The sequence below is a fragment of the Vibrio harveyi NBRC 15634 = ATCC 14126 = KCTC 12724 genome (assembly GCF_001591145.1).
Taxonomy (GTDB): Bacteria; Pseudomonadota; Gammaproteobacteria; order Enterobacterales; family Vibrionaceae; genus Vibrio; species Vibrio harveyi.
Genome location: NZ_BCUF01000011.1, coordinates 22,642 through 48,068, shown reverse-complemented (window position 1 = coordinate 48,068; position 25,427 = coordinate 22,642). Strand labels below are relative to the sequence as shown.

At 44.7% G+C, this 25,427-nt stretch carries 20 protein-coding genes; 9 read left to right on the top strand and 11 right to left on the bottom strand.

Annotated elements, in window-relative coordinates; genetic code table 11:
• Positions 1-118 precede the first annotated feature (118 nt).
• Positions 119-1,081 (bottom strand): NAD(P)H-dependent oxidoreductase, encoded by a 963-nt coding sequence (locus VHA02S_RS08035; protein WP_038897825.1) that lies wholly within the window; start codon positions 1,079-1,081, stop codon positions 119-121.
• A 131-nt stretch (positions 1,082-1,212) separates the two neighbouring features.
• Between VHA02S_RS08035 and VHA02S_RS08030 the strand changes: the two genes are divergently transcribed.
• The gene (locus VHA02S_RS08030) at positions 1,213-2,112 is read left to right on the top strand and encodes a LysR family transcriptional regulator (protein ID WP_038897824.1); all 900 of its coding nucleotides are present in this window, start codon (positions 1,213-1,215) and stop codon (positions 2,110-2,112) included.
• A gap of 55 nt (positions 2,113-2,167) precedes the next feature.
• Here VHA02S_RS08030 and yghU read toward each other — a convergent pair whose 3' ends face one another.
• Both yghU and VHA02S_RS08020 read right to left on the bottom strand, forming a co-directional pair.
• The gene (yghU, locus tag VHA02S_RS08025) at positions 2,168-3,028 is read right to left on the bottom strand and encodes a glutathione-dependent disulfide-bond oxidoreductase (RefSeq protein ID WP_038897823.1); all 861 of its coding nucleotides are present in this window, start codon (positions 3,026-3,028) and stop codon (positions 2,168-2,170) included.
• Between the two features lie 215 nt (positions 3,029-3,243).
• Positions 3,244-3,810, bottom strand: a complete 567-nt coding sequence (locus tag VHA02S_RS08020) for a TetR/AcrR family transcriptional regulator (protein ID WP_038897822.1) — start codon at positions 3,808-3,810, stop codon at positions 3,244-3,246.
• 99 nt (positions 3,811-3,909) lie between these two features.
• Between VHA02S_RS08020 and VHA02S_RS08015 the strand changes: the two genes are divergently transcribed.
• The gene (locus VHA02S_RS08015) at positions 3,910-4,443 is read left to right on the top strand and encodes a dihydrofolate reductase family protein (RefSeq protein ID WP_038897821.1); all 534 of its coding nucleotides are present in this window, start codon (positions 3,910-3,912) and stop codon (positions 4,441-4,443) included.
• 164 nt (positions 4,444-4,607) lie between these two features.
• The gene (locus tag VHA02S_RS08010) at positions 4,608-7,076 is read left to right on the top strand and encodes a P-loop NTPase fold protein (RefSeq protein ID WP_038897820.1); all 2,469 of its coding nucleotides are present in this window, start codon (positions 4,608-4,610) and stop codon (positions 7,074-7,076) included.
• Positions 7,077-7,306: 230 nt separating this feature from the next.
• Here VHA02S_RS08010 and VHA02S_RS08005 read toward each other — a convergent pair whose 3' ends face one another.
• Positions 7,307-8,026, bottom strand: coding sequence for a beta-ketoacyl-ACP reductase (locus VHA02S_RS08005; RefSeq protein ID WP_038897819.1), 720 nt, complete (start codon positions 8,024-8,026; stop codon positions 7,307-7,309).
• Positions 8,027-8,456: 430 nt separating this feature from the next.
• Between VHA02S_RS08005 and VHA02S_RS08000 the strand changes: the two genes are divergently transcribed.
• Together VHA02S_RS08000 and VHA02S_RS07995 are read left to right on the top strand one after the other, a co-directional pair.
• Positions 8,457-9,941, top strand: coding sequence for a DUF1800 family protein (locus VHA02S_RS08000; protein ID WP_038897818.1), 1,485 nt, complete (start codon positions 8,457-8,459; stop codon positions 9,939-9,941).
• A gap of 5 nt (positions 9,942-9,946) precedes the next feature.
• Positions 9,947-11,293, top strand: coding sequence for a DUF1501 domain-containing protein (locus tag VHA02S_RS07995; RefSeq protein WP_038897817.1), 1,347 nt, complete (start codon positions 9,947-9,949; stop codon positions 11,291-11,293).
• Positions 11,294-11,404: 111 nt separating this feature from the next.
• Here VHA02S_RS07995 and VHA02S_RS07990 read toward each other — a convergent pair whose 3' ends face one another.
• Genes VHA02S_RS07990 through VHA02S_RS07980 form a run of 3 tightly spaced genes read right to left on the bottom strand, consistent with a single transcriptional unit; the run spans position 11,405 to position 14,279 of the window.
• On the bottom strand, positions 11,405-12,211 hold the full coding sequence (locus VHA02S_RS07990; RefSeq protein ID WP_038897816.1) for a metal ABC transporter permease: 807 nt from the start codon (positions 12,209-12,211) through the stop codon (positions 11,405-11,407).
• Positions 12,212-12,214: 3 nt separating this feature from the next.
• On the bottom strand, positions 12,215-13,141 hold the full coding sequence (locus VHA02S_RS07985) for a metal ABC transporter solute-binding protein, Zn/Mn family (RefSeq protein WP_038897815.1): 927 nt from the start codon (positions 13,139-13,141) through the stop codon (positions 12,215-12,217).
• Entirely contained in the window at positions 13,131-14,279 is a 1,149-nt protein-coding gene (locus VHA02S_RS07980; RefSeq protein ID WP_017189561.1) for a hypothetical protein, read from the bottom strand. Before VHA02S_RS07980 ends, VHA02S_RS07985 begins: the two co-directional genes overlap by 11 nt.
• A 303-nt stretch (positions 14,280-14,582) precedes the next feature.
• Here VHA02S_RS07980 and VHA02S_RS07975 point away from each other — a divergent pair, with 303 nt between their 5' ends.
• Positions 14,583-15,236: a cupin domain-containing protein gene (locus VHA02S_RS07975; RefSeq protein WP_038897814.1), complete on the top strand. Its 654-nt coding sequence runs from the start codon at positions 14,583-14,585 to the stop codon at positions 15,234-15,236.
• A gap of 81 nt (positions 15,237-15,317) precedes the next feature.
• On the opposite strand, the gene VHA02S_RS07970 is transcribed toward VHA02S_RS07975, so the two are convergent.
• Positions 15,318-15,557 (bottom strand): HP1242/YdcH family protein, encoded by a 240-nt coding sequence (locus tag VHA02S_RS07970; RefSeq protein ID WP_005452761.1) that lies wholly within the window; start codon positions 15,555-15,557, stop codon positions 15,318-15,320.
• Between the two features lie 233 nt (positions 15,558-15,790).
• Here VHA02S_RS07970 and VHA02S_RS07965 point away from each other — a divergent pair, with 233 nt between their 5' ends.
• Together VHA02S_RS07965 and VHA02S_RS07960 are read left to right on the top strand one after the other, a co-directional pair.
• The gene (locus tag VHA02S_RS07965; RefSeq protein ID WP_038897813.1) at positions 15,791-16,594 is read left to right on the top strand and encodes an SDR family NAD(P)-dependent oxidoreductase; all 804 of its coding nucleotides are present in this window, start codon (positions 15,791-15,793) and stop codon (positions 16,592-16,594) included.
• Positions 16,595-16,859: 265 nt separating this feature from the next.
• Positions 16,860-17,732, top strand: a complete 873-nt coding sequence (locus tag VHA02S_RS07960; RefSeq protein WP_038897812.1) for a B12-binding domain-containing radical SAM protein — start codon at positions 16,860-16,862, stop codon at positions 17,730-17,732.
• A gap of 113 nt (positions 17,733-17,845) precedes the next feature.
• On the opposite strand, the gene VHA02S_RS07955 is transcribed toward VHA02S_RS07960, so the two are convergent.
• The 3 genes from VHA02S_RS07955 to VHA02S_RS07945 all read right to left on the bottom strand — a co-directional run bounded on the left by VHA02S_RS07955 (position 17,846) and on the right by VHA02S_RS07945 (position 24,339).
• Positions 17,846-19,150, bottom strand: a complete 1,305-nt coding sequence (locus VHA02S_RS07955) for a dicarboxylate/amino acid:cation symporter (RefSeq protein ID WP_038897811.1) — start codon at positions 19,148-19,150, stop codon at positions 17,846-17,848.
• Positions 19,151-19,233: 83 nt separating this feature from the next.
• On the bottom strand, positions 19,234-20,484 hold the full coding sequence (locus tag VHA02S_RS07950; protein WP_038897810.1) for an NAD(P)/FAD-dependent oxidoreductase: 1,251 nt from the start codon (positions 20,482-20,484) through the stop codon (positions 19,234-19,236).
• A 231-nt stretch (positions 20,485-20,715) separates the two neighbouring features.
• Positions 20,716-24,339, bottom strand: a complete 3,624-nt coding sequence (locus VHA02S_RS07945; protein WP_038897809.1) for an Ig-like domain-containing protein — start codon at positions 24,337-24,339, stop codon at positions 20,716-20,718.
• A 611-nt stretch (positions 24,340-24,950) separates the two neighbouring features.
• Between VHA02S_RS07945 and azu the strand changes: the two genes are divergently transcribed.
• On the top strand, positions 24,951-25,403 hold the full coding sequence (gene azu / locus VHA02S_RS07940) for an azurin (protein ID WP_005452777.1): 453 nt from the start codon (positions 24,951-24,953) through the stop codon (positions 25,401-25,403).
• Positions 25,404-25,427: the final 24 nt, after the last annotated feature.

Here is a 25,427-nt window from a genome sequence, read left to right as displayed (position 1 = left end):
CATAATCTAGAGAAAACGAGCGTCAATATGGCGCTCGTTTTTTAGATATTAAACAAATAAAAAAAGCCCTAAGCATCTGGGCTTAGGGCGAAAGCAATGAATTGCTAGCTAAGGGCCGTTAACTCACCACTGGAACAACGCTGTATTCATGAATGATGACTCGTCCACTCTCATCAATCGACACTTGCCATGTCTCATTAACGTTTAAGTTGACTGCTTCACCTTTCATCATCGAATCATCATAACTGTCTGCTGTTAATCGAATACGCAGTTCCACTTGAAAACGATCACCATTAGGTTTCACTTCGATCTGCTGAACGTCGTGGTCACAGTTTGGTTTAAAAGTCGAACGGGCAATCGCATACCAATCACGAAAGCCATCATGACCTAAAAATTCACCTTCTGGCATCGACCATTTCACGTCTTGCGCTAGCTTGTCTGTGAAGAACTCCGTCCCTTCTTCTAAAACATCAAATTTGGTGAACCACTCAGCAACAAATGTCTGCATACGGCTCTCTGGTGAAGCGGTGATTTCTTCAATCTGTGCAGCTAAGCGGCTCGCATGATCTTTTGCACGTGCTTGCACTTCTTCCAACTTGTTATACACATTTGGAATGTACACCATACGATGGGTATAAACTGGCTTACGATAGTTCATACCCGCCAAATAAGCCGTTTGTTGGAATGGGTAAACAAACTGCTCGATAGTAAAGTGGTTGTAACCAAGTGGATCGTAAGACTCTGCAGGTCCACCAATCGTAAATGACAGAATGAAGTCTTTGCCTTTTAGCTTGTCGCCTTCAGGACCGTAAGCGAAGTTAAAACTGAATACATCATCTACCCACTTTTTCAACAACGCCGGTGCTGAGTACCAGTAAAATGGGAATTGCAACACAACCACATCAGCACTCATAAGCGCAGTTTGCTCTGCCTCAACATCAATTTGGTAGTTCGGATACAGAGTGTCTAAACGACGAACTTCAATATCACTAAGCCCTGCTTTTAGCTCGTCTAGGATAACTGTGTTGGTGTATGACTCATCTAGGTTTGGGTGACCTGAAATTACCAGTACTTTGCTCATCGTGATTCCTCTGTTTCGAAGCGTTAACCGATGGAGAGAGAATACGCTGGAGTAACCTTTAGTTTTAGATGCTCTTTACTTAAATTATTATTAGGTAGAAACTAACAATAAACGCAACACTAGGATGAAACATGAACGGCACCACCTACAATCAATTAATGATGTTCCATACTATTGCACAAGAAGGCAGCATCACCGCCGCAGCACGTAAGTTAGAAATCGCACCACCATCGGTGAGTCAGGCATTAAAAATGCTGGAAGAACAACTCGGCTTGCCATTATTTACCCGCACCACTCGTCGCATTGAGCTGACAGAAGCAGGGCAACGCTTATACGATCGAACACTGACTACCATGTCTGATCTTAACCTCGCAGTCGAGAGTGTAAGTGATTTGAGCCGAGTGCCATCGGGCAAAGTTCGTATCACGGTGCCACGCTTTGTTTATCAATCTTTGCTCAAACCTATCTACATTGAGTTTTGCCAACGTTATCCCGATATCCAGTTGGAAATTTCTGTTTCCGATAAAACTGTCGATATCATTCGTGAAGGGTTCGATATGGGTATCCGCTTTGGCGATAAAGTGGAAGAAGGAATGATTGCACGTCAGCTCACTCACCCAGTGAAAGAAGCGTTATTTGCATCACCAAGCTATGTCGCGCAGTTCGGCTTACCCAATACGCCAGAAGACTTAAAAAAGCATAAGTTGATTCAATACCGCTTTATCTCTTCTAATCAAATCGCACCGCTGAAGTTGAACAACAAAGGGGAAGCCATCACCATCGACATGCCAAGCGCGCTGATCGTCAACGACACCGATCTCATGGTTGACGCTGCCATCAACGGGTTAGGCATTGGTCGTATTGTGACGCCTATCGTACAAGAGGGCTTTCGCACTGGAGAGTTGGTGCCTGTGCTTGAAGAATATTGGCAGCCCTATTCTGGCTTATATGTTTACTTTCACAAGAACACCCAAAAAGCTAAGCGGGTTCGTGTGCTTATCGACTTCTTAATCGAGAAAACACACCACTAGGGATCAAAAAAAGGAATGCACAAGCATTCCTTTTTCGTTTAGTACGATGAAGCGATTACGCAGACTTTTTCGCTAGTGCGGAATCAATGTCTGCAGCGCTGTGACGCTCAGGTACCTGTTCCCACTCTTCACCCCATGAACGGTTAACAATACGACCACGTTGTACTGCTTCGCGTTCATCAATCGCTTTCGCCCAACGCACAACATTCTTGTAGCTCTCCACATCTAGGAACTCTGCCGCATCATACGCACGACCCAGAACAAGGTTGCCGTACCATGGCCATGTTGCGATATCGGCAATACTGTACTCGTCACCACCTAGGAATTCGTTGTTCGCAAGGCGCTTATCCAGCACGTCTAGCTGACGCTTAGCTTCCATAGTGAAGCGGTTAATTGGGTACTCGAACTTCTCTGGTGCATACGCGTAGAAATGACCAAAACCCCCGCCTAGGTATGGCGCAGAACCTTGCAACCAGAACAACCAGTTCATTACCTCAGCGCGCTTCGCGCCTTCTGTTGGTAGGAAGTGACCAAACTTCTCTGCTAGGTAAAACAAGATGTTGCCAGACTCAAAAACATTCACCGGTTCAGCACCTGAACGGTCAACCAAAGCCGGAATCTTCGAGTTCGGGTTTACTGACACAAAGCCTGAACCAAATTGGTCACCGTCGCCGATCTTGATCAGGTATGCGTCGTATTCAGCTGCTGTTACACCTGCTGCCAAAAGCTCCTCAAACATGATCGTCACTTTCTGACCATTTGGCGTACCCATTGAGTAAAGCTGAAATGGGTGCTCACCAACTGGAAGCTCTTGCTCATGACGCGCGCCAGAATCCGGACGGTTAATGCTCGCCCACTGACCGCCATTTTCATTATCGTTTGTCCAAACTTTTGGTGGAATGTATTCGTTAGCCATTGTTATCCCTTATTGTGTTTGAATGCATCTTCAAACTGACGGCTCTAGCACGCCAGCAAGCATTATTGAAAGTATCCCTTCGCCTTTCGCTTCGGGCATAACCAAGATATTAGGTCTAATTAACCAAATAAAAGTCCTGTAATCTCTTTTAGTTAGAACCTTTGGTTATGGGAATTTCTTTCAGGGTATATACCCAAACAGCGCGTTAATGTGAGCTAGGTTCGAGATACCAACAATGATGAGCAGATCAGACTTAACGGTCCATCCAACATATCAGTCTTAATCAAGCTCGCATCATGGCAACAGCTAATCGACAGCGCAAAACCGTGTAAGTAATCCGCCAGCAGATCCAAACTGTCTTTCTCTACTTGCTGGGATAAACCCAATGGTTGAACAATCAATTGATAGCGCTCAGTAAACACTTGAGCCGGTCCGTGGGATGTCATGCTCAACATGGTTTGCAACAGCCCGTTATACTCACGCAACAGATCAATATAACTAACGCACAGGTGTTTGAGTTCGCTTTGCCAATCTTCATTTGCTTGCGGTTGATAAATGTCTTCCACCAACGATGTTGTTAACGCTTCAAGCAAAGCATTTTTGTTTTTGAAGTAGTAATAGATCGCCATAGGATCCACATTCAATTGGGTCGCTAGCAGGCGAATACTTGGTACCTTTCCTTCCTTTTTCATCAATAACTTAGCCGACTCCAAAATGCTTTCTGCACTCAGTTGTGACTGCTTTGCGGTCGGTCTTCCACGTTTCTTTTCGTTGACAGACATTTGATCTTCTCGATAAACTCAGCATTATTCTACATTGTAGAATTAATTTTAACCCATACTTTAGCTTGGCTCAAGCATCACTACTTTGATGAGGTACTCATGGCAAATATCGTATTTATTGCAACCAGTCTGGACGGTTACATCGCAGATAAACAAGGCAAACTCGACTGGCTACAATCCGTACCAAATCCCGACAATATTGATACTGGCTTCTTCCCATTAATGGAACGTATTGACGGCTTAGTCATGGGGCGTAATACCTTAGATGTTGTGCTGAGTTTTGATTGTGATTGGCCGTACAGTAAACCCGTGTTCGTACTCAGCAATACCATGACAGAAGTCCCACAGGGCTACGAAGACAAAGTCTTTTTAGTAAAAGGCGAGCTAAAAGATGTGCTTACTGACCTGAATGCAAAAGGCTTTAACGAGCTATACATCGACGGCGGTGTGACGATTCAGAGCTTTTTAAAAGAAGATCTTATCGATGAAATGGTGATCACGCGCTTCCCTATTCTACTTGGCGGCGGTGCACCTTTGTTTGGTGATTTGCAACAGCCTCTCAATTTTAAAGTGACCAAGAGCGAAGTTGTTTTGGATACCTTAGTACAAACCACTTACGTGCGTGAAAGGTAATCTACCTAGGTAATTTAAACAAAAGAAAAACGCCCTTCATGGAGATATGAAGGACGTTTTTTGTAGTTTTTCACAAATTCGAACTTAAACCCTATACTCAGCAAGCAGATATGCACTAAATTGCTCTTTTGTTTTTAATATAATTTATAAATTCAGAGTTTTATATGAGCAAAGAGACAGCAGAAACTTTAGCTGAAGGGCTTAAACTTTTGGATGAATTCATTGAAGAATCAGGTACAGGTTCATCCATGAATGAGGCAAGTACCCGGTTCCATATTATCGACAATATTCTTAGATGTTTAGGTTGGGATGATAAGCAGTTTGGGTTAGAAAGATATGAGAAAGGTGACTATACAGATTATGAACTTGGCAATCCAAGAGCGCTAATTCTTGAAGCGAAGAAGACCGACGTATTTTTTGAACTTCCCGTCAATCCAGATCAAAAAGTCATCCAATGCTTAGCATCTCTGTTAAAAACATCCCCATCAGCTAAGTCTGCTGTAGAACAAGTTCAAAAATACTGTGCAGATAGAGGTGTTAAGCCTGCTGTTGTCTCTAATGGTAATCAATACATTGCATTTGTAGCTACTCGAGATGATGGTATTTCGCCGTTTGATGGTAAATGTCTCGTATTTTCATCACTTAATCATCTGAGAAAAAACTTTGAACTTGCTTGGCAGTCTTTGTCTCCCGATGGGATCCGTGACTATTACTTACAACGTGTCCTAAAGAATGGTGATGTTAAGATACCTAGGAAGCTATCTCAGAGCTTATCGGTTTTCCCAAGGCACAGAAAACAAAGTGATCTTCATAACTCTCTAAGAACATTGTCTGAGTTATTAATCCAGGACATATTTGAAAATGACGAACTAGAACAAGAATTCATTAGTAACTGTTATTGTGAAAGCGGTGCTTTATCAAAAGATTCATTGCTTAGTAAGAACATTATGAATGCTAGGTACGCATCCATCTTTGATAGCGATGAATCACAAATCATAACATCTGATGTTAGAAGTAAAGGAAAGAATACATTCGATCATGATGTTATAGCGGAATCTTTAAATAAGAGACCAATTGTTTTGCTTGGGGATGTAGGTGTAGGTAAAACATCGTTTATAAAAAACTTAAGATATAACACTGCATATGATGAGTTCAGTCGTTCAATCTTTATAAATATTGACTTGGGTTCTTCTGCAACGCTAACAAGCAACCTTCATGACTTTGTTATAGAAGAAGTAAAAGAGCAGCTATACGACAATTACGAAATTGACATTAATTCTAGTGACTACATCAATGGTGTTTACTCAAAAGAAATACAAAAATTCTCATCTTCTATTTATGGCTCTTTAAAGGAAAGCAACCCTAGTAAATATGAAGAAAAAAAGCTAGAAATGCTTCTAAAGAAAATTGAAAATGAAAGTGAACACTTGAGAAAAACAATAGATTATGCATCCAAAAAATTAAGGCGACAAATAATTATAGTTATTGACAACGCAGACCAACGTGACTTCAAAACGCAGCAAGATGCTTTCTTAATATCTCAAGAATTAGCGAAAAAATGGAATGCTATCGTTTTTGTATCTGTGCGTCCAAAAACTTTTTTTGAATCAAAAAAGTCCGGAGCATTAAGTGCTTATCCAAATAAAATCTTCACAATTAGACCTCCTCGAATTGAACAAGTGATACGTAAGCGTCTAGTGTACGCAACTCAAGTAGCCGAAGGTAAGATTTCCAATGAGCAATACATGAATTTCTTAATTCGAAGTGAAAATCTTGTAACATTCTTGACGTCACTTGTGCACTCTTTAGACACAAATAAAGAACTGTCAGAGCTAATAACAAACATCACTGGAGGCAATGTACGCTTAGCTATTGACATTGTTAAAGGCTTCATCGGTAGTCCAAATGTCGAGGTCGAGAAGATCATTGCCGAGACCGAAACTAAGGAAGACCCTTATTATATTAAGCTTCACGAATTTTCGAAATCGATCCTCTTGGGTGAATTATATCATTACTCAGATGAAAGCTCGATTTCAATGAACATATATGATGTTAAGAGTAATGATATGCGAGAGCACTTTATTTGCTCTTTAATTGTCGCATATCTACACGAAGGAGCGAGAAAAGACAAAGATGGTTTTGCAACGTTTAAATCGGTATTTCTAGAGCTTCAGAATCAAGGTTTCAATCAATCACAGATTAATTTAGCCATTGAAAAAATGATTAACAAAAAACTTATTGAAACAAACAAAAGATTTACATACCAAGAAGAAGACACATCAATTCAAGACTATGAACCAACATTATTAAGATGTACATCCGCCGGAATATATCATGTCTATAAATGGGCACCTACATTTGTGTATCTAGATGCCATCTCACACGACACGCCAATATTTGAAAACAAAGTATATGATAGTATTTTACCTGATGTTGAATCTATCCATATCGTAGATAGAAATAATCGAGTAAAAGCTATCAAACAATATTTATTGGATTGTTGGCGTTTATCAAACCTTACGACTGACTACTACAACTTCGAGCATTTTTTGGCACAAGGAGAACACACTTTCTCATTTGTTGAATTTGCATGTCAGCAAATCGAAAAAGACAGTGTTCATGTCCGTACATAATTTCATTTCTATATAATACTGTGACACCAAATTCATTACGGTGTCATCAGCTAACAGTATTAGAAAATGAATAACTCCTCATAGAGCACCACGCCTGAACAGAGCGTGAATGAATACAAGGTCTAATACACAAAGGGCAAAAAAGAACCAACAACTCAAGTACCTTCTCCAAGCAAAAACGCCCTTCACTCAGATGAAGGGCGTTTGTTATTTGAGGTTTAGTTCGTTGGTTAAAGCACTAAACCACCGTCAATCTTGAGCACTTGTCCTGTAATGTAAGCGCTCTTGTCGGAGGTGAGGAAGGACACACCATTAGCGATGTCTTGTACTGACCCCATTCGACCTAATGGGGTTTTGCCTTCCATCATTTCAATGACTTTTTCTGGTAGGTTTTTGGTCATGTCGGTGGCGATAAAACCTGGCGCGACACAATTGACGCGGATCTGTGCCCCCTTTCTCGATAGCTCTTTCGCCCAGCCTTTGCTCATTGAAATAACGCCGCCTTTACTTGCGCCATAGTTGCTCTGACCGATATTGCCATCCGTTCCCACGATAGAAGAAATGCTTACAATACAGCCCTCCCCCTGCTCTAGCATAACAGGGGCAACACGTTGAGTTAGTAAGAATACGGCTTTTAAGTTCACGTCGATAACGCTGTCCCAATCTTGCTCTAGCATGTCTGGCAGCAATGCATCACGAGTAATGCCGGCGTTATTAACCAGCGCATCAATTCTGCCATGCTGTTTTACGATACTATCTACCACTTCGCTAACGGTTGCGGCATCGCACAAATTGACTTGATAACTGCTTAACTGCGCTGACTGGCTCCATTCCACAGGCGATATATCCAGCCCGACTACGTGGAATCCATCCTCCAGTAATTGCTCACAAATAGCTTGGCCAATACCACGAGCCGCACCAGTGACTACTGCTACTTTTTCCGGTTTCATCTTGGTCTTCCTTAAATGTTGAGATTACAAATTCGCTGTTATCCCTAGCGTTTGTTGTTTTTATGCTTAGTCGCGTTACAGCTGCGCTTCTCGTACGCAGGGTCTTTCATAAACTATAGAAACAGTCTGGGAGTCGGATGTGAACTAATCAAGACATCTTGATTATAGTTTGCCAAATAATGCGTTTCCGTCACTGTTCTATCGATGTTGCTGCGTAACAAATGCGCTTTTTGTTGAATAAGCAGCCTTTCACTTAAAGCTCACCCATTTAATTCTTAGATTATGCAGCAAAGTCACAATAAACCTGTGGGTATTACATTCTTGTTATCAAAAATCTGGATTACGATTTTAAAGATACAGCGTGCTTTTAAACATGGATGCGAGAAAGACGCCTCACCTGACAAAGATAACAATACCTACGGGAGATAAAATGAATCAGGCTTACATAGATGCAGCAAGAACGCTGCAACAGTGCACATTTGGGCCATCCCAACGTGACATTAATGACCTCGTTCAATCAGGAAGCATTGAAAACTGGGTCGCTCAACAAACACTTATCCCTTCTTCATCTTGGCTTACTCACTTTGAACAAGATGAGTTGAATGTTCCCGACTTAGGACAGGGCTTGTATTACGCCAGCAGTTGGACGCGCATGACGGTGGAAGGCAACGATATTCTGCGTCAACGCATCGGTTATACCCTTTCTCAACTGTTTGTCGTGAGCGTAAAAGATCCAGCATTTAGTGCCGCGTCTAAGCGTCGCTACATGTGTAATTACTTCGATGGGCTGCTCGATAACGCTTTTTCGAACTTCCGTGATGTCATTCGCTTTGTATCGAAATCGCCAATCATGGGCGAATACCTAACTTTCGTAAACAACGTTTCTAATGAGCTCACTGCACCAGATGAAAACTACGCGCGAGAGCTGTTGCAGTTATTCACTCTTGGTCCTGTCAAGCTGCGCAATAACGGTGAAGTCCGTTTGGATGCCGAAGGTAACGAAATGGCATCTTACACCCAAGAAGATATTGAACAACTGGCCCGCGTGTTTACCGGCTGGAAGTTCATTGATATCCGCGGTAATGACAAATACAGCCAACCGATGTTGCCACGCGGCGAGCATGACATGGGCGAAAAACGTATTCTTGGTAAAACCTTCCCCGCCGGTGTGGGTGCAGAGGATGAGCTGGAAGCAGTGATTGAGCATTTGATGAAGCAGAACACACTCTACACTTTTGTAACCAAGTTCTTCATCAATAAGCTTGTGACCAGTAACCCGAGAGCGGGCTACATTCGCCGTGTCCGCCGGGCATTTAAACGCTCTGATGGCGACATGCAAACTCTAGTAGTTGCGATTTTAACTGACAAAGACGCCCTGCGTTCTGGTAACTCAGTGGGCAAATTGCGTGACCCGCTATCTGTCTTTACTCATGCGATGCGCGCTCTGCAAGTGAAGCGTCGTGACGGTGTGATGATGTGGCCAAAACAATTCAATTGGTATAGTCGAACGCTGCCTTTATCTGCCCCATCTGTGTTTTATTACTATCAACCTGATGACGCGCCAAATCATCCTGATTTTAATGGTTTGGTGGCACCCGAGTTTAATGTGTATCAATGGCATGACATTTACCAATACGGGATTCAGTTCCGTGAGTTGATTGCTCGCTTCGAACAGGAAAACAAAGATTGGTACATGGATGAAACCTTGTTCACCCGTTACCTTGCGTTTGATGATGAAGGGGTTGTTGATTACCTCAACGAGCATTTGTTCGCTTTTCAAATGAGTGAGCAAGCGCGCCAATGCTATCTCGATTACCTCGCTCAGTGTCCGGGACGCAAACCGGAATGGCGCAAAGAGATTAAGAATCTCGTCATGAACGCACTGCTTTCACCAGAATTCATCACACAGGGGTAAACATCATGAACTTAACTCGACGTCGATTTTTACAAGCAAGTTCCGCTGGTGTGGGTATTTCTGCGCTGAACCTAGCGGCATTTCCTGCCTTTGCTGACTCGTTTAATCAATGCCAAAACGGATATCGCGCCGTTGTCGGCATTGACCTTGCAGGCGGTAATGATGGCTACAACATGCTTATTCCAACGGCAGCCAATGCCAACGCTCAATATCGCGCCCTACGTGGCAATTTGGCTTTGGATGAAACTACGTGTATTTACCTAGATGCCGTGAACGACACCGCAAAGCTGGCGCTCAACCCTGCCATGGCGGCGCTCAAACCTTACTGGGACAGCGCGAACCTTGTACCTGTGATTAACCTAGGACCACTGACTCAACGCGTAAACAACGTGATATATGGCGAAAGCACGCGACCAGCGCATCTGTTCAGCCACTCGCATCAATCCACCATGGTTCAGTCTCATGCGACCAAGTCTCTATCGAAAGAAGGCTTTGGTGCAAAGACATCCACCGAGCTAGGTACCATGCTGCGCAATCTAAACGAACTATCGCCAATGTTTGATATTGGCGGTACGCAGGTGTGGACAAATTGTATTGAAGCACAATCCAACTCGGTGGGATCTCAACCTCCAAGCGATATTTTTAATGATCAACGTTCACGCGACTTGTTCGATCAACTGCAGAGTACCGGCAGTTACAGCAATATTTTTCAATCGCATTACGCAGGAGTCGCGGTAGATTCCACCAGAATGTATGAGCAGTTTAGTTCGATTCTGAATTCTGAGATCACCGATGTTTTCCCTGAAACACGAATCGGTAAGCAATTGAAAGCGGTGTTCAAGCTGATTCTGCATAAAGATCAATTCCAACATCCTGCTCAGTACTTCAGTTGTAAGTTGGGAGGATTTGATACTCACTCAGCACAAATCAATCGTCAAACTGGTTTGTTGCAAGAGTTGGCAGAAGCAATGGCAGCGTTCCAATTAGCATTACAAAACAATGGGTTGTTTGAGCAAGTGACGACATTTACTCACTCTGAGTTTGGTCGAACTCTGATTCCAAACGGCACCGATGGCACGGATCACGGCTGGGCAAGTCACGCCTTAGTCATGGGCGGTGGTGTAGCAGGAAAAGCAATTGTGGGTGAGTACCCGGATTTATCTGAACATAGTCCGTATTTGCTTTCTCGTGGGCGTGTTATTCCCACCATTTCTTCAGATCAATTGCATGCAAGTTTGATGGCGTGGTTGGGCTTATCGGAAACCGGAATCAATCAATTATTCCCTGCGTTGGATAACACTTTGACAGATTCGATTCAGCCTCAAATTCTCCCTATTTTCAAATCTTGCTAAAATAGAAACAGATAGAGTGGCTAATTGGTCTATAAACGAAGACTGATCAGGCGTTACTAATAAGAAAAAGCAGTGCTAAACAAAAGGCTCCGTGAATGCGGAGCCTTTTTATCATTGCGCGATATGCTCTTGACCTTTGCAAGCAGATTGCGATTTGAGCAACCAAGGTTGCAGCAAAAGATTGAACAACATACCTGCGATAAACAAGGTGATGACAATACTCGCCCCGCTTGGTAAATCGTAACGAGCCGAAACAGCAATGCCCGATAGTATTCCGACAATACCAATGCTGATACTCGCAATAAAGAACCGAATCCCTTTCAATGCTGCGGCGCACAAAGCCGGAATCACCAACAACGCAAATTCTAAGTAAATCCCCGTGAGCTTGACCGTAATCGGCATCAAGATAGCAAAGATAAGATAGAAGCCACTGCCCTGCATAAACTCAGGCTTGAACCATACCAACAGCAGCATCGCCGCGGTTATCAAAGCCAAAGGCCAAACGTCCGCCCACGTTGCCCACAACAACTGACCATTAAGGATGCCTTGAATGAAGTCACCGCCATGTGGGTCTTTGCTCACGAGCAAAATCGCCAGCGATGCGGATACTACAAACAGGCTGCCGATCATCGGCTCTAAATGCTGTTGGTATCGCTTCTCCATTACAGCGATCAGACCACAAAGCAATAACGACATCACCCAAGGACCGACCATCTCACCAAAGAAGGAGCCTGAAAACAGTGCGCATTGGTTCAACCAATAATGGCTGAGCGCAGCTCCCAAAGCGGCAACTTGTGCCACCGCCAAATCAATAAAGATGATCTGTCGATTGAGAACTTGTTGACCAAGAACCACATTGCCAACCAGAGCAATTAAGCCGCACAACACCGCTGGCAATAACCATGCATACTCAGCCATGGTTTAGATCTTCACCGGAATGGGTTGCACGAGCACGTCCAATAAATCGTCGATAACTTGATCGTACATTTCATCCAAGCTTTCACCTTTAGAAACCGTCAGTGGCAGTTGAATCACAGGTTTGTTTGTATGCTGCTGTAGCCAATTTGCTGGACGCTGGTCTTGGTGAGATGAGTAAACAATCGCATCAAAACTATTGGCATCTAACTTGGTGAGTGATTGCAGGTGAGATGTGGTTGGCGAGATACCCGGTTTTGGTTCTAAGTCAGCAATTTGCTCCATGCCAAGCCAATCGTACAAATAACGATAAGTCGCATGATATCCCACCACTTGCTTCCCTTTTAATGGCGTGGCTTTTTCATTCCATTCATTGAGTTTTTTACGCCAATGCGCACGAAACTTCATGCCATTAAACTGGTACGTTTGCGCATTATCTGGATCGATGGTTTTCAAACGCTCGGTGATCGCATGCGAGAGTGGAATCATATCGTTGGCTGCAAACTGCACGTGCGGATTGCCATGGGCGTGAATGTCCCCCATGCTACGGTCGACGTGGTCATGAGTATCTAACATTCGAACGAAATCCGTTGCGTAAATCATACTCGGTGCGCCGTTTTGTACCGCAGCATTGCTACTGCGTACTTGCAACATGGGTAGCCACCCTACTTCCAACTCGGCGCCGGAACACATTGCCATATCAGCTTGGCGCATCTTAGCAATTAGAGAAGGGCGAGCTTGGACGTAATGCGGATCTTGCTTTGCTGTGGTCGCAGAATAGATGGTAGCTTCTGGTGCGTGGCTTTCGAGCAAGGCTTTCCATTCTGGCTCACAAACGAAGATGTTGAGAGCCAAAGCAGGCGAAGAGATGATGGCAGCCCCCGCCGCCATCATCGCTAAACTGCATTGAGTCAGTGTCAGCTTAGAACGCATGTGCACCGTGCGCTCCAAATGTCATAACGTATTGCAGAGTAAATACGTTATCTGTTTCGCTGTCTTGGTTATCGATACGAGTGTATTGCGCACGGATAGTACCAAAGTGAGAAGAATCCCACGCGATCATCGCATCCATCTCTTTATCATTCAGTGCAGTGAAGTGCATATGGTCGCCGTGAGCATGACCATCGTAGCTTTCTGCTTCACCGTAACGTAGACCTGCTGACCAGCTTGGGTTAAATCGGTAAACACCTGATACGTAGTATGCGCTTAGGTTATCTGGCGACTCCGCATCATCTTTAAACTTGCTGTCTACCACGCCGTCCAACAACATGTATTCCGCTGATAGTGTCAAGTTGCTGTATTTGTAATTACCATCTGGAGCCCATTTCCATACGAAATCTGCACCGTAAAGGTTTGCACCAGTAACTGCTGCACTATGATTATGGTCGTGACCATGCTCCTCTTCGTGACCATGACCGTGGTCGTGATCTTCGAACTCTTTCACTTTCCCGTTTTCGTTACGCAGGTAGCTTAAACCAAACTGCCAGCTAGACGACTCAGAGAAATCATTACCTAGTTTCAGCGTAGAGGTGTAAACGCCTACTTTGGAGCCTTCTTCAACAGAAGACATCTTGCTACCACTTAATGCTTCAACGCCAAATTTCACGTACAGATCCGTTGGCAACACAATGTTTGCGCGTACACCATCATCGTAGTAGTGCGAACCTAGGAATGTGCGGTAAGCAATCGGACGCTCCACAAAACTGTCGGTGTGCATGTGTTGATTGTTCAGGTAACCAAAATCAGACAGGAATCGACCAGCACGAACATTGAGACCGTATGGAAGTGCCAGTGTCTCGACAAAAGCTTCTTCAAGCATCAATTCTGTTTCATTGCCATGGCTTTCTAATACTGCTGTTAGCGCACCGTGGAATTTGTCATCAATGTTTGCAGACATGTTCAACTCAGTGTGACCAAGACCAAAACCTTCTTCACGCTCTGAGTTATGACGTTGGCCATCTTGATAGTAACCGTCTAGCACTACGCCAATCTGAGGGTTCGAAAGCGCATCGGCAAAAACTGGGGAAACAAACAAGCTACCAACCGCTAAAGAGACCAATTTCTTATTCACTACGTTTTTCCTTATTTTGTTATGTTATAACACCATTTAACATTTCGCGGATGTTATAACATAACAAAGAGTAAAAAAAACGAAGCATGTAACAATTTGTAAAATTAACTTATGTGTAAATTATCAATAATAATCATAAGGTTAACCGGCAAGGCCTCCGTATCACTCGAAAAATCCATACCTAACCTTGTGAAAACTCCTGGTTGGCAAACACGCGAAAGCGACTAGAATCGCTTTATTACCCAGATGACGCCAAGATGCTTGGATATACGTACTGGATATAAACAAATACTGGAAGCAACTATGTTAAACATGGATTTTTCACAACGCTTGGTGATTAAAACCGCAGAACAGGAATGGATCGCTAGCCCTGCTGTTGGCGTGTGGCGTAAACCGTTAGAGCGTGAAGCTAAAGAGTCAGGACATACCACCAGCATAGTGAAGTACGAGCCAAACTCAGCGTTTGCTACCCACCCTCATCCGTATGGGGAAGAAATCCTAGTGCTTGAGGGGGTGTTTTCCGATGAACATGGCGACTACCCTGCCGGAACTTATATACGCAACCCTCCGGGCAGCCAGCACGCGCCTTTTAGTCGTGAAGGCTGCGTAATCTTGGTAAAACTCAACCAGTTTGATCCAAGCGATCTTGAAACGGTACGAATTCATACTCATCAAGCAGATTGGCTACCGGGTATTGGCGGATTGCAGGTGATGCCATTGCACGATTTCAAACACGAACATGTGGCGCTGGTAAAGTGGCCAAAAGGCGAAAGATTCCAGCTACACCGTCACTTTGGTGGCGAAGAGATCTTTGTATTGTCGGGCGAGTTTAGAGACGAATTTGGTGAGTATCCAACTCACACATGGTTGCGCAGTCCGCACATGAGTGAGCACTTTCCTTTTGTGGAACAAGAAACGGTGATCTGGGTGAAGACTGGGCATCTACCCGTTAAATAGCGTGCTTAAGCTAACAACCCATCTTGCAGATACGAAAACGGCTCGAAGATTCGAGCCGCCATTGATGAAGCACTTGAAGGATTATGCGCTCATTATTTTTGAGTAAAGCCAGTCTTTTAGTTCTGCACGGTTGTGTTTTAAAGTGTTCATTTCATGGTCGTCGATTGGGTTTCCTCGCAATTCGAGTTCACGGATTTCTTTGTCGAGCGTGTTGTAGTTTTTAGCGTTTTCAGCAAACGCGGAGTCGTTAGCTGTCAGTTGAGTGATGGTATCCAAATGTTCTGGGAATTCATGAGTTAATGAGTGATTTTCACCTAACATAGAGACCTCTTTGGCTGAGTATATTTTAAGTTAAACAAGCTGCTCAAATCTTAAGCAACGCTTAAAATAACCATAGCATTTCAAAGAGGGTGAATTCGTCGATTCGCCCACAAAAACACCAATAGATTGATTTTCAATTTTTCCTATAAAGTGTTTCCCCAACGCCCTCAATAGTCTAATGCGGAAGATGCCACTATGATTGTTTCATATCGAATTCATAAGGAATCTCAGCTATGCAAAAAATCATCCTGATCACAGGCTCTACAGACGGCATTGGTTTAGAAACAGCGAAAATGTTAGTGGCTGACGGGCATCATGTGATCGTGCACGGTCGTAACCAAGAAAAAGTCCAAAACGTAGAACAGAGCTTGATTGAGATAAACGCAGGTAAAGTCGAAAGTATTGTTGCGGATTTGTCTTCTCCACGCGCCGTGAAACAGATGGTTGCAGAAATAGCAGAGCGCTTTGGCAAGCTGGACGTCATCATCAATAACGCTGGCGTATACGCAACACCAAACGCAAGAACTCAAGATAACCTAGATGTGCGTTTTGCAGTCAACACCATTGCGCCTTACCTACTGACAAAAGAGTTACTTCCGTTGCTTGGCAATACAGGGCGTGTGGTGAACTTGTCTTCTGCTGCGCAAGCTCCTGTTAGCATTGATGCATTAATGGGTGACAAACCGTTGTCAGACGGTGAAGCTTATGCACAAAGCAAACTGGCACTTACCATGTGGTCACGCGTGATGGGATTACAGTTGAAAAACGTCGGTCCTATGGTTGTATCAGTCAACCCAAAGTCTCTACTTGGTAGCAAGATGGTAAAAGACGCTTACGGCATTGCTGGCGGCGATATTCGCTTGGGTGCTGACATTTTAATTCGTGCCGCACTATCGGATGAGTTTGCACAAGCACATGGCGCTTACTTCGATAACGACATTGAAGCTTTTGCGGCACCTCATCGTGACGCCTTAAACGAACCAAAGTCACAGCAAGTGGTTGATGCCATTGAAACTGTGATTGCGAAGCTTGTCTAACTCAAGCCAAAATAAATATTGCTATTTTTGTTCAAGCACCTAGCTTCGGCTGGGTGTTTTTTTATCTGCATTCCAACAAAATCCCCCGCCCTTAATTATCAACAAAATCTAAAAACTTATTCGATGAAAACACCAATTATCAACAATTACTAATATTGTTAATCTTCGGTAATCGGGAATAAGGCGACGTTATATTGCGCTTATCCCCTCTGTCTTTAGCGAGCGATGGCACTGAATCATCCCGCCTTTAACTGGAGATCCATTTATGAACTATGAGGGCAAAGTTTACCGACCATGGCCGGAATACCGCAGCATTCTTATCCAAACTACGCTGGGCTGTAGCATCAATACGTGCACGTTCTGTAGCATGTTTGATGATAAGCGCTTTAAAGTGCGTCCCATTGAGGATGTGTTTAAAGATATTGAGGAAGCGCGCCTTATCTACCCACACGTAGAGTCGATCTTTCTAATCGACGGTAACGTTATGGCAGCACGCACGGATTACTTGCTCAAGATCTTCGACAAACTGCGCTCCACGTTCCCTGAGTGCAAAAAGACTTCACTTTACAGTGGCATGAACGATTTCCGCCGTAAAACCATTGCAGAGCTAAAAGAGCTCAAAGATGCTGGACTTGATATGGCGTATTCCGGTCTTGAATCGGGTGATCGAATTGTTCTAGAGCGCATCAAAAAGCGCATGTCACCAAAACAAGCCATTGAAGGCATGGCAATGGCGAAAGAAGCTGGCATCGAAGTATTGCTCTCTTTCATCTTTGGACTTGGTGGGCGTGAGCGTTCAAAAGAGCACATCATCGCCACAACCGATATTTTGAACCAAATGAATCCTGAGCAAATTGCCCCAATGGCACTTGCGATTCAACCGGGAACGGTGATGGAGCAGGAAGTGAAGAATGGTGAGTTCATTATGCCGACACAACTGCAGGTGTTGGAAGAGGAAAAATACCTACTTGAAAACCTGAACATTGATACTTTTTACTGGGGCGACCATGGCAACAACATCGTTCCTCAAAAAGGCTGGCTCTTGGATTCTCGCGACGATTTTCTAAGAAACATCAATCACGCGATTGCGTCTAACCCAATGGCAAAAGACAACGTCATCCAAACCTTTTCGTGGTAATGATGACGGGTTCAGATAAAACACCAAATCCCTAATAGGAACTAAGGAGTGACGCACAATGTCACTCCTTTTTTCAAGCTCGATATTAAAGAAGAACCGACTTGGCGTCAGGGTTAACTCACCGACGCCGCTGTATGTTGGTCAAAAACATCACCAGCTTGTTTCTTTTGCCAACGGTCGATGACAAGCGTCGCAATCAAATCCCCTTCCACATTGACGGCGGTGCGGAACGTATCCAACGGTCTTTCTATCACTAATAAAATGGCTATCGCTTCCAATGGAATGCCCGCAGCTAGTAGTACTAACTGCATACCCGACATGGAGCCCGAAGGCATGCCTGGCGCACCAACGGAAGAGACCATGGCCATGATAAAGATCATCACCAACCCTGTGGTACTCAAATCCACCCCGAACAACTGTGCTAGGAAAATTGCAGCGACACCCTCAAATAACGCGGTGCCGTCCATATTCATTACAGAGCCGAGCGGCAGCACCATACTGCTGACTTCGGGTGCGACATCTAAATTATCTTCCGCACTTTGTTTTGCCAAAGGCAGCGCCGCCGCACTTGATGACGTTGCGAACGCCATGGCTAATGGGGCTGAAATCGCTTTAAACAGTGCAACTGGAGAAATCCCGGTCATTACCTTAGCAATCGTCGGTAATACCACTAGCCCGTGCACCATCGTGAGCACAAACACCAGTAACGCAAACAACGCGAGTTGCTGAATCAGATTCCCACTTGAGGTCAGCGTAATATCAAACACGATCGCAAAAATAGCAATCGGAGACAGCTTAACGATGCCTCGAATCATGGTGTTGACACTTTTGTTCAGCCCCGAAATCACCGCTAGCAACGGATGACCCGATGGAACAGAAAGCAAAATCGCAACGCCTGCCATAAAGGAGAAAACCACAATCGCCAGCAAGTTACCATTCGCCAGTGCAGCAAATGGATTCACCATCGCCATCTTGACAAGGTTGGTGAGTATGGCGGCACCACCAGCACCTTGCTCGTCAATCAAATGAACATTACTACCCACAGAAACGCTTTGATTAAGTGGTTCCCATGCAGGCAATACTAACGACGCACCAAGCCCTAAACTAATGGCAATTAAGGTGGTGAAACTGTAGAAAAGCAGTGTTCGCCCACCCAGAGCTTTAAGACGAACGGTTGAACCAATATTGGTGATGCCTTCGACAAGAGAAAACAGCACCATCAAACCCACTACCATTTTCAGTAAGCCGAGATAGACCGCTTTGCCCAACATTAAAATTTGGTAGTAATCACCCGACAGTAAAAGCGATTTTTCGACCAGCCCATGGTCCATAAGAAGAAGGATGGCTTGAGCCCCACTCCACGCAAGTAGGGCAGAAACAAGAAGTTGAACGGGCAAAGAGAGTTGCAAATGACGCATAAAAAACACCTAGCGCCACAAATCCTGATGATTTGGGCGCTCGATAAAAATGAAAAAATGGAATCGAAGAGTCACGGCTTGGATTAAGACCAAGAGCCTTTGTAATATGGGTTCAATAAACCTTTTACGCGTTTAAGCACTACCAAAGCCGACACGCGGAACCAACCGAAAATAACGCGCTGATGCAGCCTAAAGATCGTGTCGTACAAGCGGCGAACGTAGCGTCCACGCAATACGACTTTGTCATTCATCAATGCGCCAACCGCGTAGTCATGCCCAAGCGCGACGACCATCCCACCGTCTTTGAACACAAACGGCTTTAACTCTTTGCCTTTTACTAAGCGTTTAAATTGCTTCGCCAAATGTGTGGCAGCTTGATTGGCAGCTTGCGCTCGTGGCGGCACAATGCTTCCATCTTCTTGTGGGCATTCAGCACTATCACCAATAACAAACACGCTATCATCGAGAGTAGTTTGCAGTGTTGGCTGCACTTTAAGTTGGTTAATGCGGTTACTTTCTAGACCATCGAGATTCGCTATCCAATCCGGACATCGAATCCCTGCCGCCCAAATTTGCAGATCGGCAAGAATGACTTCATTTTCCGTCACGATACGGTCTACTTCTGCACGTTGAACTTTGGTGTTTAAGCGAACATTAACGCCTTGCTTTTGTAGTTTCTTCAGTACCTTGGCAGACATGCACTCAGCACTTGCAGGTAGCACACGATCCGCCGCTTCGATGAGCGTAATGGAAAGTTGAGTATCATTTTGGTAGCGGTTTAATTGCTTGCTGACTTTCGCCCATTCAGCCGCTAACTCAACACCAGTTGCGCCGGCACCCACGATAGAAACACGATGTGAACCACCATTTGCTAGCATTTGCTTCATCTGTTCCCACGCTTTTTCTGCTTGAGAAGCGGAATCCAAGAATAAGCAATGATCGCTCACGCCCGGAATTTTGAAATCGTTACTGATCGCACCAACGGCAATCACGAGGTAATCGTAATCCAGTGTTAACTGCTGCGATAGCCCGGTTTGCTCTGGTGAAAACTCAGTACTCACAGTGATGGTTTTGTTCGCACGGTCTAAGCCTGACATGCGCGCTTGAACATATTGGTAACCGTGGCAAGCAGCATGAAGACGAAACGCAACCGAATCGAGCTCGTTATCAAACGTGCCCGCCGCAATCTCATGCAGTCTTGGTTTCCATAAGTGATGAGAAGATGGCTCAACCAAAGTAACGGTATGGTCAGATTTGCCTGCAAAACTGCTCGCTAAACGCGTGACCATTTCTAGACCCGCAGCACCACCACCGACAACAACAAAATTCGACATACTCCCCTCCCGGAAACCATCCATCGAAAGATAAAAATCAAAAACGCAGCAAATACGTTTGGAATGGCGGGCATTATATTGGGTTGAAAATAAATGATAATAAGCGGAAAAAGAAAATGACTATTACGAATTAGTAATAATAAAAATTAAGCATCTGAGCCAAATGCTAAAAACAAAAAAGCCACCACTTTTCGGTGATGGCTTTTCTTCATTGATGTTGCTTTGTCTTAATTAGCGAGGATCAAGACCTAGCTTTTGTAGTACCAGTTTGAAGTTCTCGCGGCGCTCTTTCACATTGTGAACATCACCTGTCGAACACGTCAGGTCCGGACAACCACGGTTAACGATGCCTGAAACGTCATCGATAAATTGAGAGCCTTGCAAACCACTATCTACATACTTCTTCAGTTCGTTGTGATAGTTCCAACCCGCGTACTGACCGCCTTCATCGTTGTATGCCTGAACTGACGTTACCCAGTAGAACAGACCTGCGATCCACTTGATCTCTTTGTTCTCTTCCGAGCTACAAATCAAACCTGGGTTAGAACAGAAGTCTAGCTCAGCATAAAGTGGGTTCGCCGGTGGCGCTTCTACCGTTACGCCATCAATTGTCTTACCAATGGTTGATGGATCAACGTGCGAACGACCTAGGTAGTGGTTAAGCGTACCAAAGTTCTGACGACCTGTGGTTTGGATTACACCACGACCCCACCAGCCACAGCCTTCAACGCTTTCTTGGCTGCTGCCGTCCCAAATGAACTTACCTGCTTTCTGACCAACGTACGTCTTACACTCGTCGCGTTCCCACACTTGCTTAGACGTATCTACGCTTTCTGGAACATCGTTACAGTGACCGTTGTTTGTCCAACGACCTGCTGCACCGTTCACCAATAGACCGCGCTCTTCAAGTACTGCATCAGGTGCTGCAAAGACTGGAGCTGGAGCACCATACCATTTCGCATGAGTCAACGCACTGACTTCCATCTTGTCATCACGAGGACAAGAGTACGCATGATCTAAACCTGAAACTGGATTTACACCGTAATCTGCGTATTTCTGACCCAGTTGACCACAACTTGCTGTCATTGGGTAATCCGCAGGCGCGCCGTATTTCACTTCAGACCAGTTGTTTTCATCACACGCGTTGTAGCGAATGGTCTCTTGCATACTTTGTGCAAGGAACGCAGCAATCGCGACTTTCGCGTATTTGATGTTGGTTGCATCATCAACTTCATCGTTCATCAACCAGAACTTGTTGCCCGCCACACCAATGTTGTGCATTGCGTTCAAGCCATCTAGGAAGTCGTTCCACTTGTAAACCGTTGACGGAACCCACTGAGACTGTGGCGTTTCGTATAGGAAGGCTTCGTTATCCATCACGCTTTCAGCATTTGCTAACTCTTGGTTTAGCGCTTCAATGCGAGTCAATGAACCTTTCTCTAACTCTTCACCTACGTAATACAGTGGCACTTTCGCCGTTTGGTAAAGCTCAATTTTGCTGGTTAGGGCTTGAGAGTCTTGATCAAACATCAATGCAAATACGTTGCTGTACGCGGCTTTACGGATTTGCTGATCGGTTTGAGTATTGCCCATGAAGTAATTTGCGGTTTGCTCTGTTGGCATGTTCGCTAACATTGCAGGCGCATCAACGTAATCTGTTACCTGTTTTACGTATTCAAGTGCGTGATGCCACTGCTCGCTGGTTAGTGCCGTGGTTGCATTCGATTTAGTAAACACCACAAAGTCAGCTTTGTTCGCAGCATCTGCTTTGTAAAGCTCGAAACTATCAAGTAGATCGGCAGTGAAAACGGACGCTTCATCCCATACAGACTGACGACCAGAGTGGGTATCGTAAGCAAACTCACCAATGCTTAGTGACCAACCAAATGTCGCTTGTGGCGCAAGAGTGGTGAAGATCAAGTTGTAAGCATGCGCCCAGCCTTTCACGTCATCGCTCAGTGCGTTGATCGCATCGATATCAATACGGCTACCCGTAATATCAATGGCATTCGTCAGTGCTTGTTTAACCGCAACGGGACCAAAAGATGCACCTTTGTCTTGCGTAGCGAGATCCAGAACATCCGATCGAATCACGACAGATGCAGTACCCGCGTTCTCTGCTTGTTCGATAGCCGACACAAACGAACGTGTCAGTTGCTCTAGGTTTGTGAGCGCATCACTGCTGCTTGCTGCAATAGTCAGTGTGCTTGGTGCTTGAGTGGATGGGCTCGCCACTACGAATGTGTTTGGCCAACCTGCCACTTCTAGACGCACTGGGTCCATTGGGTTACGTAATGATAGCGCTGGCGCTGTACCCGGCTCAGTACCATCACAGTTTAGATGTAATGACCATGAGCTATCGCTGCCAGGAACAGATTGAGTCCAGTACACCGCTGAGTAAGCAATGTTCTTATGAACCATAATGTCGCCGCCTGTTGCGTGATCACCACGAGTCCAGTCTGGGTACACATTAAAATCAGCACACAGTCCACCTGTTGGCGGAGGCGTCGGTGTTTCTACTTTTTCAACTGTGATGTTTACACGTGCTGTCGCCGTTAGATTCTCAGCATCTGTTGCGATCGCTTCTAGCTTAACTGCACCGACTTCTAACGCCGTCCAGTTACAAGAGAACTGGTTTGTAGTTGATGCGTTGAAATCACAGATTTGCTTGTTGTTTGCTTTCACGATAACGCGAGACAAATCGTCATCAGCATCCGTTGCACGAACAGAAATGGATACCGCTTCACCTTTTTCAAACTTAGAACCGTTCGAAGGCGAAGAGAAGCTCACTTCTGGCTTAACAAAGCTTGGGGCTGCTTCAACTGCAACTGCGATGCTGCGTTGCTCGACCATTTGGTTGTTCTGATCGAGAACCACCACTTTAAGTGTCGCATTACCCACTTCATTTGGCGTCCAAGATTGAGAATACGTCGTTTGACCTGCTGTGATGTTACGTTGACCTAACTTGCGGTCATTCGCCCAAAACTCCAGTTTAGAGATCAATTCACCATCAACACGGGCTTTAATCGTCGTTGCCTGACCCACCATCAATGCTTGACCCTGTGTAGGCGCGACGAATGTTAGCTCATGCACTTCAGGTACCACTGGTGGCTCAACTGGCTTCTCTTTTACCGAAATGCTTACCGCTTGTTGTTGGGTTAAACCAGAGGTGTCTTCTACTACAGCTTTGATCGTGTGAGTGCCTGCGCCAACAGAAGTCCAAGTTGCTTGGAATGGGGCTTGCGTTACACGAGCAACTTGTTTGTTGTCGACAAAGAAAGTCACAGCTTTAACGCTGGTGTTGGTTGCCGTAACGTTCGCTAGCATGGCAACCGCTTGACCTTCTTCAAACTCAGCACCGTTCACTGGCGAAGCTAATTGAAGAGAAATTTCTGGTTCACCTACTTCACCTTCGTCATCAGCGATCAGACGAATGGTATTTTGAAGAAGAGTCAGATCCAATACACCACTCACACCCAGAGTTAGCTCAATACGCTCACCTGCCGGAAGTTGTGATTTCACCCAGCTACCACTATCAAAAGCCAACGCGAGCGTGTTCTTGAAGACGTTGCCTTGTGCGTCGCTGGTGAACTTCATGCCCGGGTAGCTGATGCCAGTCGCAGACCAAGAGGGAGTCGACATTGATAGGTTTGAATCAAACGTCACTTTCGCATCACGAAGTTCAACTGGCTTTGAACCGTCGTTCGTTAGGATCACTTTGTAAGTGTTCCACCACTGGCTTTCTGAGCCGACGATAGTTGCGTCTGTGATCACTCCTGCGTGTGCAGCAGGCAACCCCATACCGATCGCCAGTGCTAAAACACTTGGCATGATCGCTAGCGTATTCTTTCTCATAATTAAGGACTTATACAAACAACAATAAAAAGGAAAGGCATTATAGAGGGGGACTTTTTTCGCGTCGCAGCGGACAGATGTAACTAAATGTAACCCAACTTACAGGTGTAAAAGTGCCAAAAACAAAGCGTCTTTTCGCGTCAATTTGACGACATTTCGTACGCAATCGGTAAGCAAACAAAAAACTGGGACTCTAGTTCAAAATTCAGAAAGTGTGCACTGGATAAAACAAATCTATTTTCTGGTGACAATCGAGATAAGAATTTGTCTTCACTTTGCTTTTATGCATCTTAAAATCAATAAGTTACAGAATAAAAACACTTGAAACACTTAGTTACATGTTAGCGAAAAAAACGCCAAAATCAGGGCATTCTGAAGACACAAATAGGCATCTGAGGTGGTTATAAAGATCGTCTTCACACTTCTTAAATGAAGCGTTCAAAATAAGGCGTATGAATGATCATCCAGTGAAAACGATAAGTATAACTTTGCAACAAAACGTCAATATCCGGATTGAAGCACGGTTTCAATTGGAATATTCGATGATAATGAGATGCATTGGATCGGTTTGAATCCAAGTCAGCCCAAAAATAAAATATGGAGAGTGTTATATGTCTTTACGTTTAGTAGCAGCAACCTTTGCACTAGTTGGATTAAGCTTTGGCGCGCAAGCAAGCGCAGAGTGTGAAGTGTCTATCGATGCTAACGATATGATGCAGTTTTCGACCAAAACACTGAGCGTGCCAGCGACGTGTAAAGAAGTGAAACTGACGCTGAACCACACTGGTAAAATGCCTGCGCAATCAATGGGTCATAACGTGGTGATTACTGATACGGCAAACCTTCAAGCAGTGGGTACAGAAGGCATGTCTGCTGGTCTAGAAAACAACTACGTGAAACCAAACGATGACCGTGTTTATGCCTTCACTAAAGTGGTTGGCGGTGGTGAAAGCACTTCTATCACGTTCAGCACTGAGAAGATGACTCCGGGAGGCGATTACTCGTTCTTCTGTTCTTTCCCAGGTCACTGGGCAATCATGCAGGGTAAATTCGAGTTCAAATAATCACGCCTTCATCTAAGTATTCTA

Excerpts from the sequence above, each read along its gene's own strand:
- VHA02S_RS08035 (WP_038897825.1), bottom strand. The coding sequence starts at position 1,081 with ATGAGCAAAGTACTGGTAATTTCAGGTCACCCAAACCTAGATGAGTCA.
- VHA02S_RS08030 (WP_038897824.1), top strand. The coding sequence starts at position 1,213 with ATGAACGGCACCACCTACAATCAATTAATGATGTTCCATACTATTGCA.
- yghU (WP_038897823.1), bottom strand. The coding sequence starts at position 3,028 with ATGGCTAACGAATACATTCCACCAAAAGTTTGGACAAACGATAATGAA.
- VHA02S_RS08020 (WP_038897822.1), bottom strand. The coding sequence starts at position 3,810 with ATGTCTGTCAACGAAAAGAAACGTGGAAGACCGACCGCAAAGCAGTCA.
- VHA02S_RS08015 (WP_038897821.1), top strand. The coding sequence starts at position 3,910 with ATGGCAAATATCGTATTTATTGCAACCAGTCTGGACGGTTACATCGCA.
- VHA02S_RS08010 (WP_038897820.1), top strand. The coding sequence starts at position 4,608 with ATGAGCAAAGAGACAGCAGAAACTTTAGCTGAAGGGCTTAAACTTTTG.
- VHA02S_RS08005 (WP_038897819.1), bottom strand. The coding sequence starts at position 8,026 with ATGAAACCGGAAAAAGTAGCAGTAGTCACTGGTGCGGCTCGTGGTATT.
- VHA02S_RS08000 (WP_038897818.1), top strand. The coding sequence starts at position 8,457 with ATGAATCAGGCTTACATAGATGCAGCAAGAACGCTGCAACAGTGCACA.
- VHA02S_RS07995 (WP_038897817.1), top strand. The coding sequence starts at position 9,947 with ATGAACTTAACTCGACGTCGATTTTTACAAGCAAGTTCCGCTGGTGTG.
- VHA02S_RS07990 (WP_038897816.1), bottom strand. The coding sequence starts at position 12,211 with ATGGCTGAGTATGCATGGTTATTGCCAGCGGTGTTGTGCGGCTTAATT.
- VHA02S_RS07985 (WP_038897815.1), bottom strand. The coding sequence starts at position 13,141 with ATGCGTTCTAAGCTGACACTGACTCAATGCAGTTTAGCGATGATGGCG.
- VHA02S_RS07975 (WP_038897814.1), top strand. The coding sequence starts at position 14,583 with ATGTTAAACATGGATTTTTCACAACGCTTGGTGATTAAAACCGCAGAA.
- VHA02S_RS07970 (WP_005452761.1), bottom strand. The coding sequence starts at position 15,557 with ATGTTAGGTGAAAATCACTCATTAACTCATGAATTCCCAGAACATTTG.
- VHA02S_RS07965 (WP_038897813.1), top strand. The coding sequence starts at position 15,791 with ATGCAAAAAATCATCCTGATCACAGGCTCTACAGACGGCATTGGTTTA.
- VHA02S_RS07960 (WP_038897812.1), top strand. The coding sequence starts at position 16,860 with ATGAACTATGAGGGCAAAGTTTACCGACCATGGCCGGAATACCGCAGC.
- VHA02S_RS07955 (WP_038897811.1), bottom strand. The coding sequence starts at position 19,150 with ATGCGTCATTTGCAACTCTCTTTGCCCGTTCAACTTCTTGTTTCTGCC.
- VHA02S_RS07950 (WP_038897810.1), bottom strand. The coding sequence starts at position 20,484 with ATGTCGAATTTTGTTGTTGTCGGTGGTGGTGCTGCGGGTCTAGAAATG.
- VHA02S_RS07945 (WP_038897809.1), bottom strand. The coding sequence starts at position 24,339 with ATGAGAAAGAATACGCTAGCGATCATGCCAAGTGTTTTAGCACTGGCG.
- azu (WP_005452777.1), top strand. The coding sequence starts at position 24,951 with ATGTCTTTACGTTTAGTAGCAGCAACCTTTGCACTAGTTGGATTAAGC.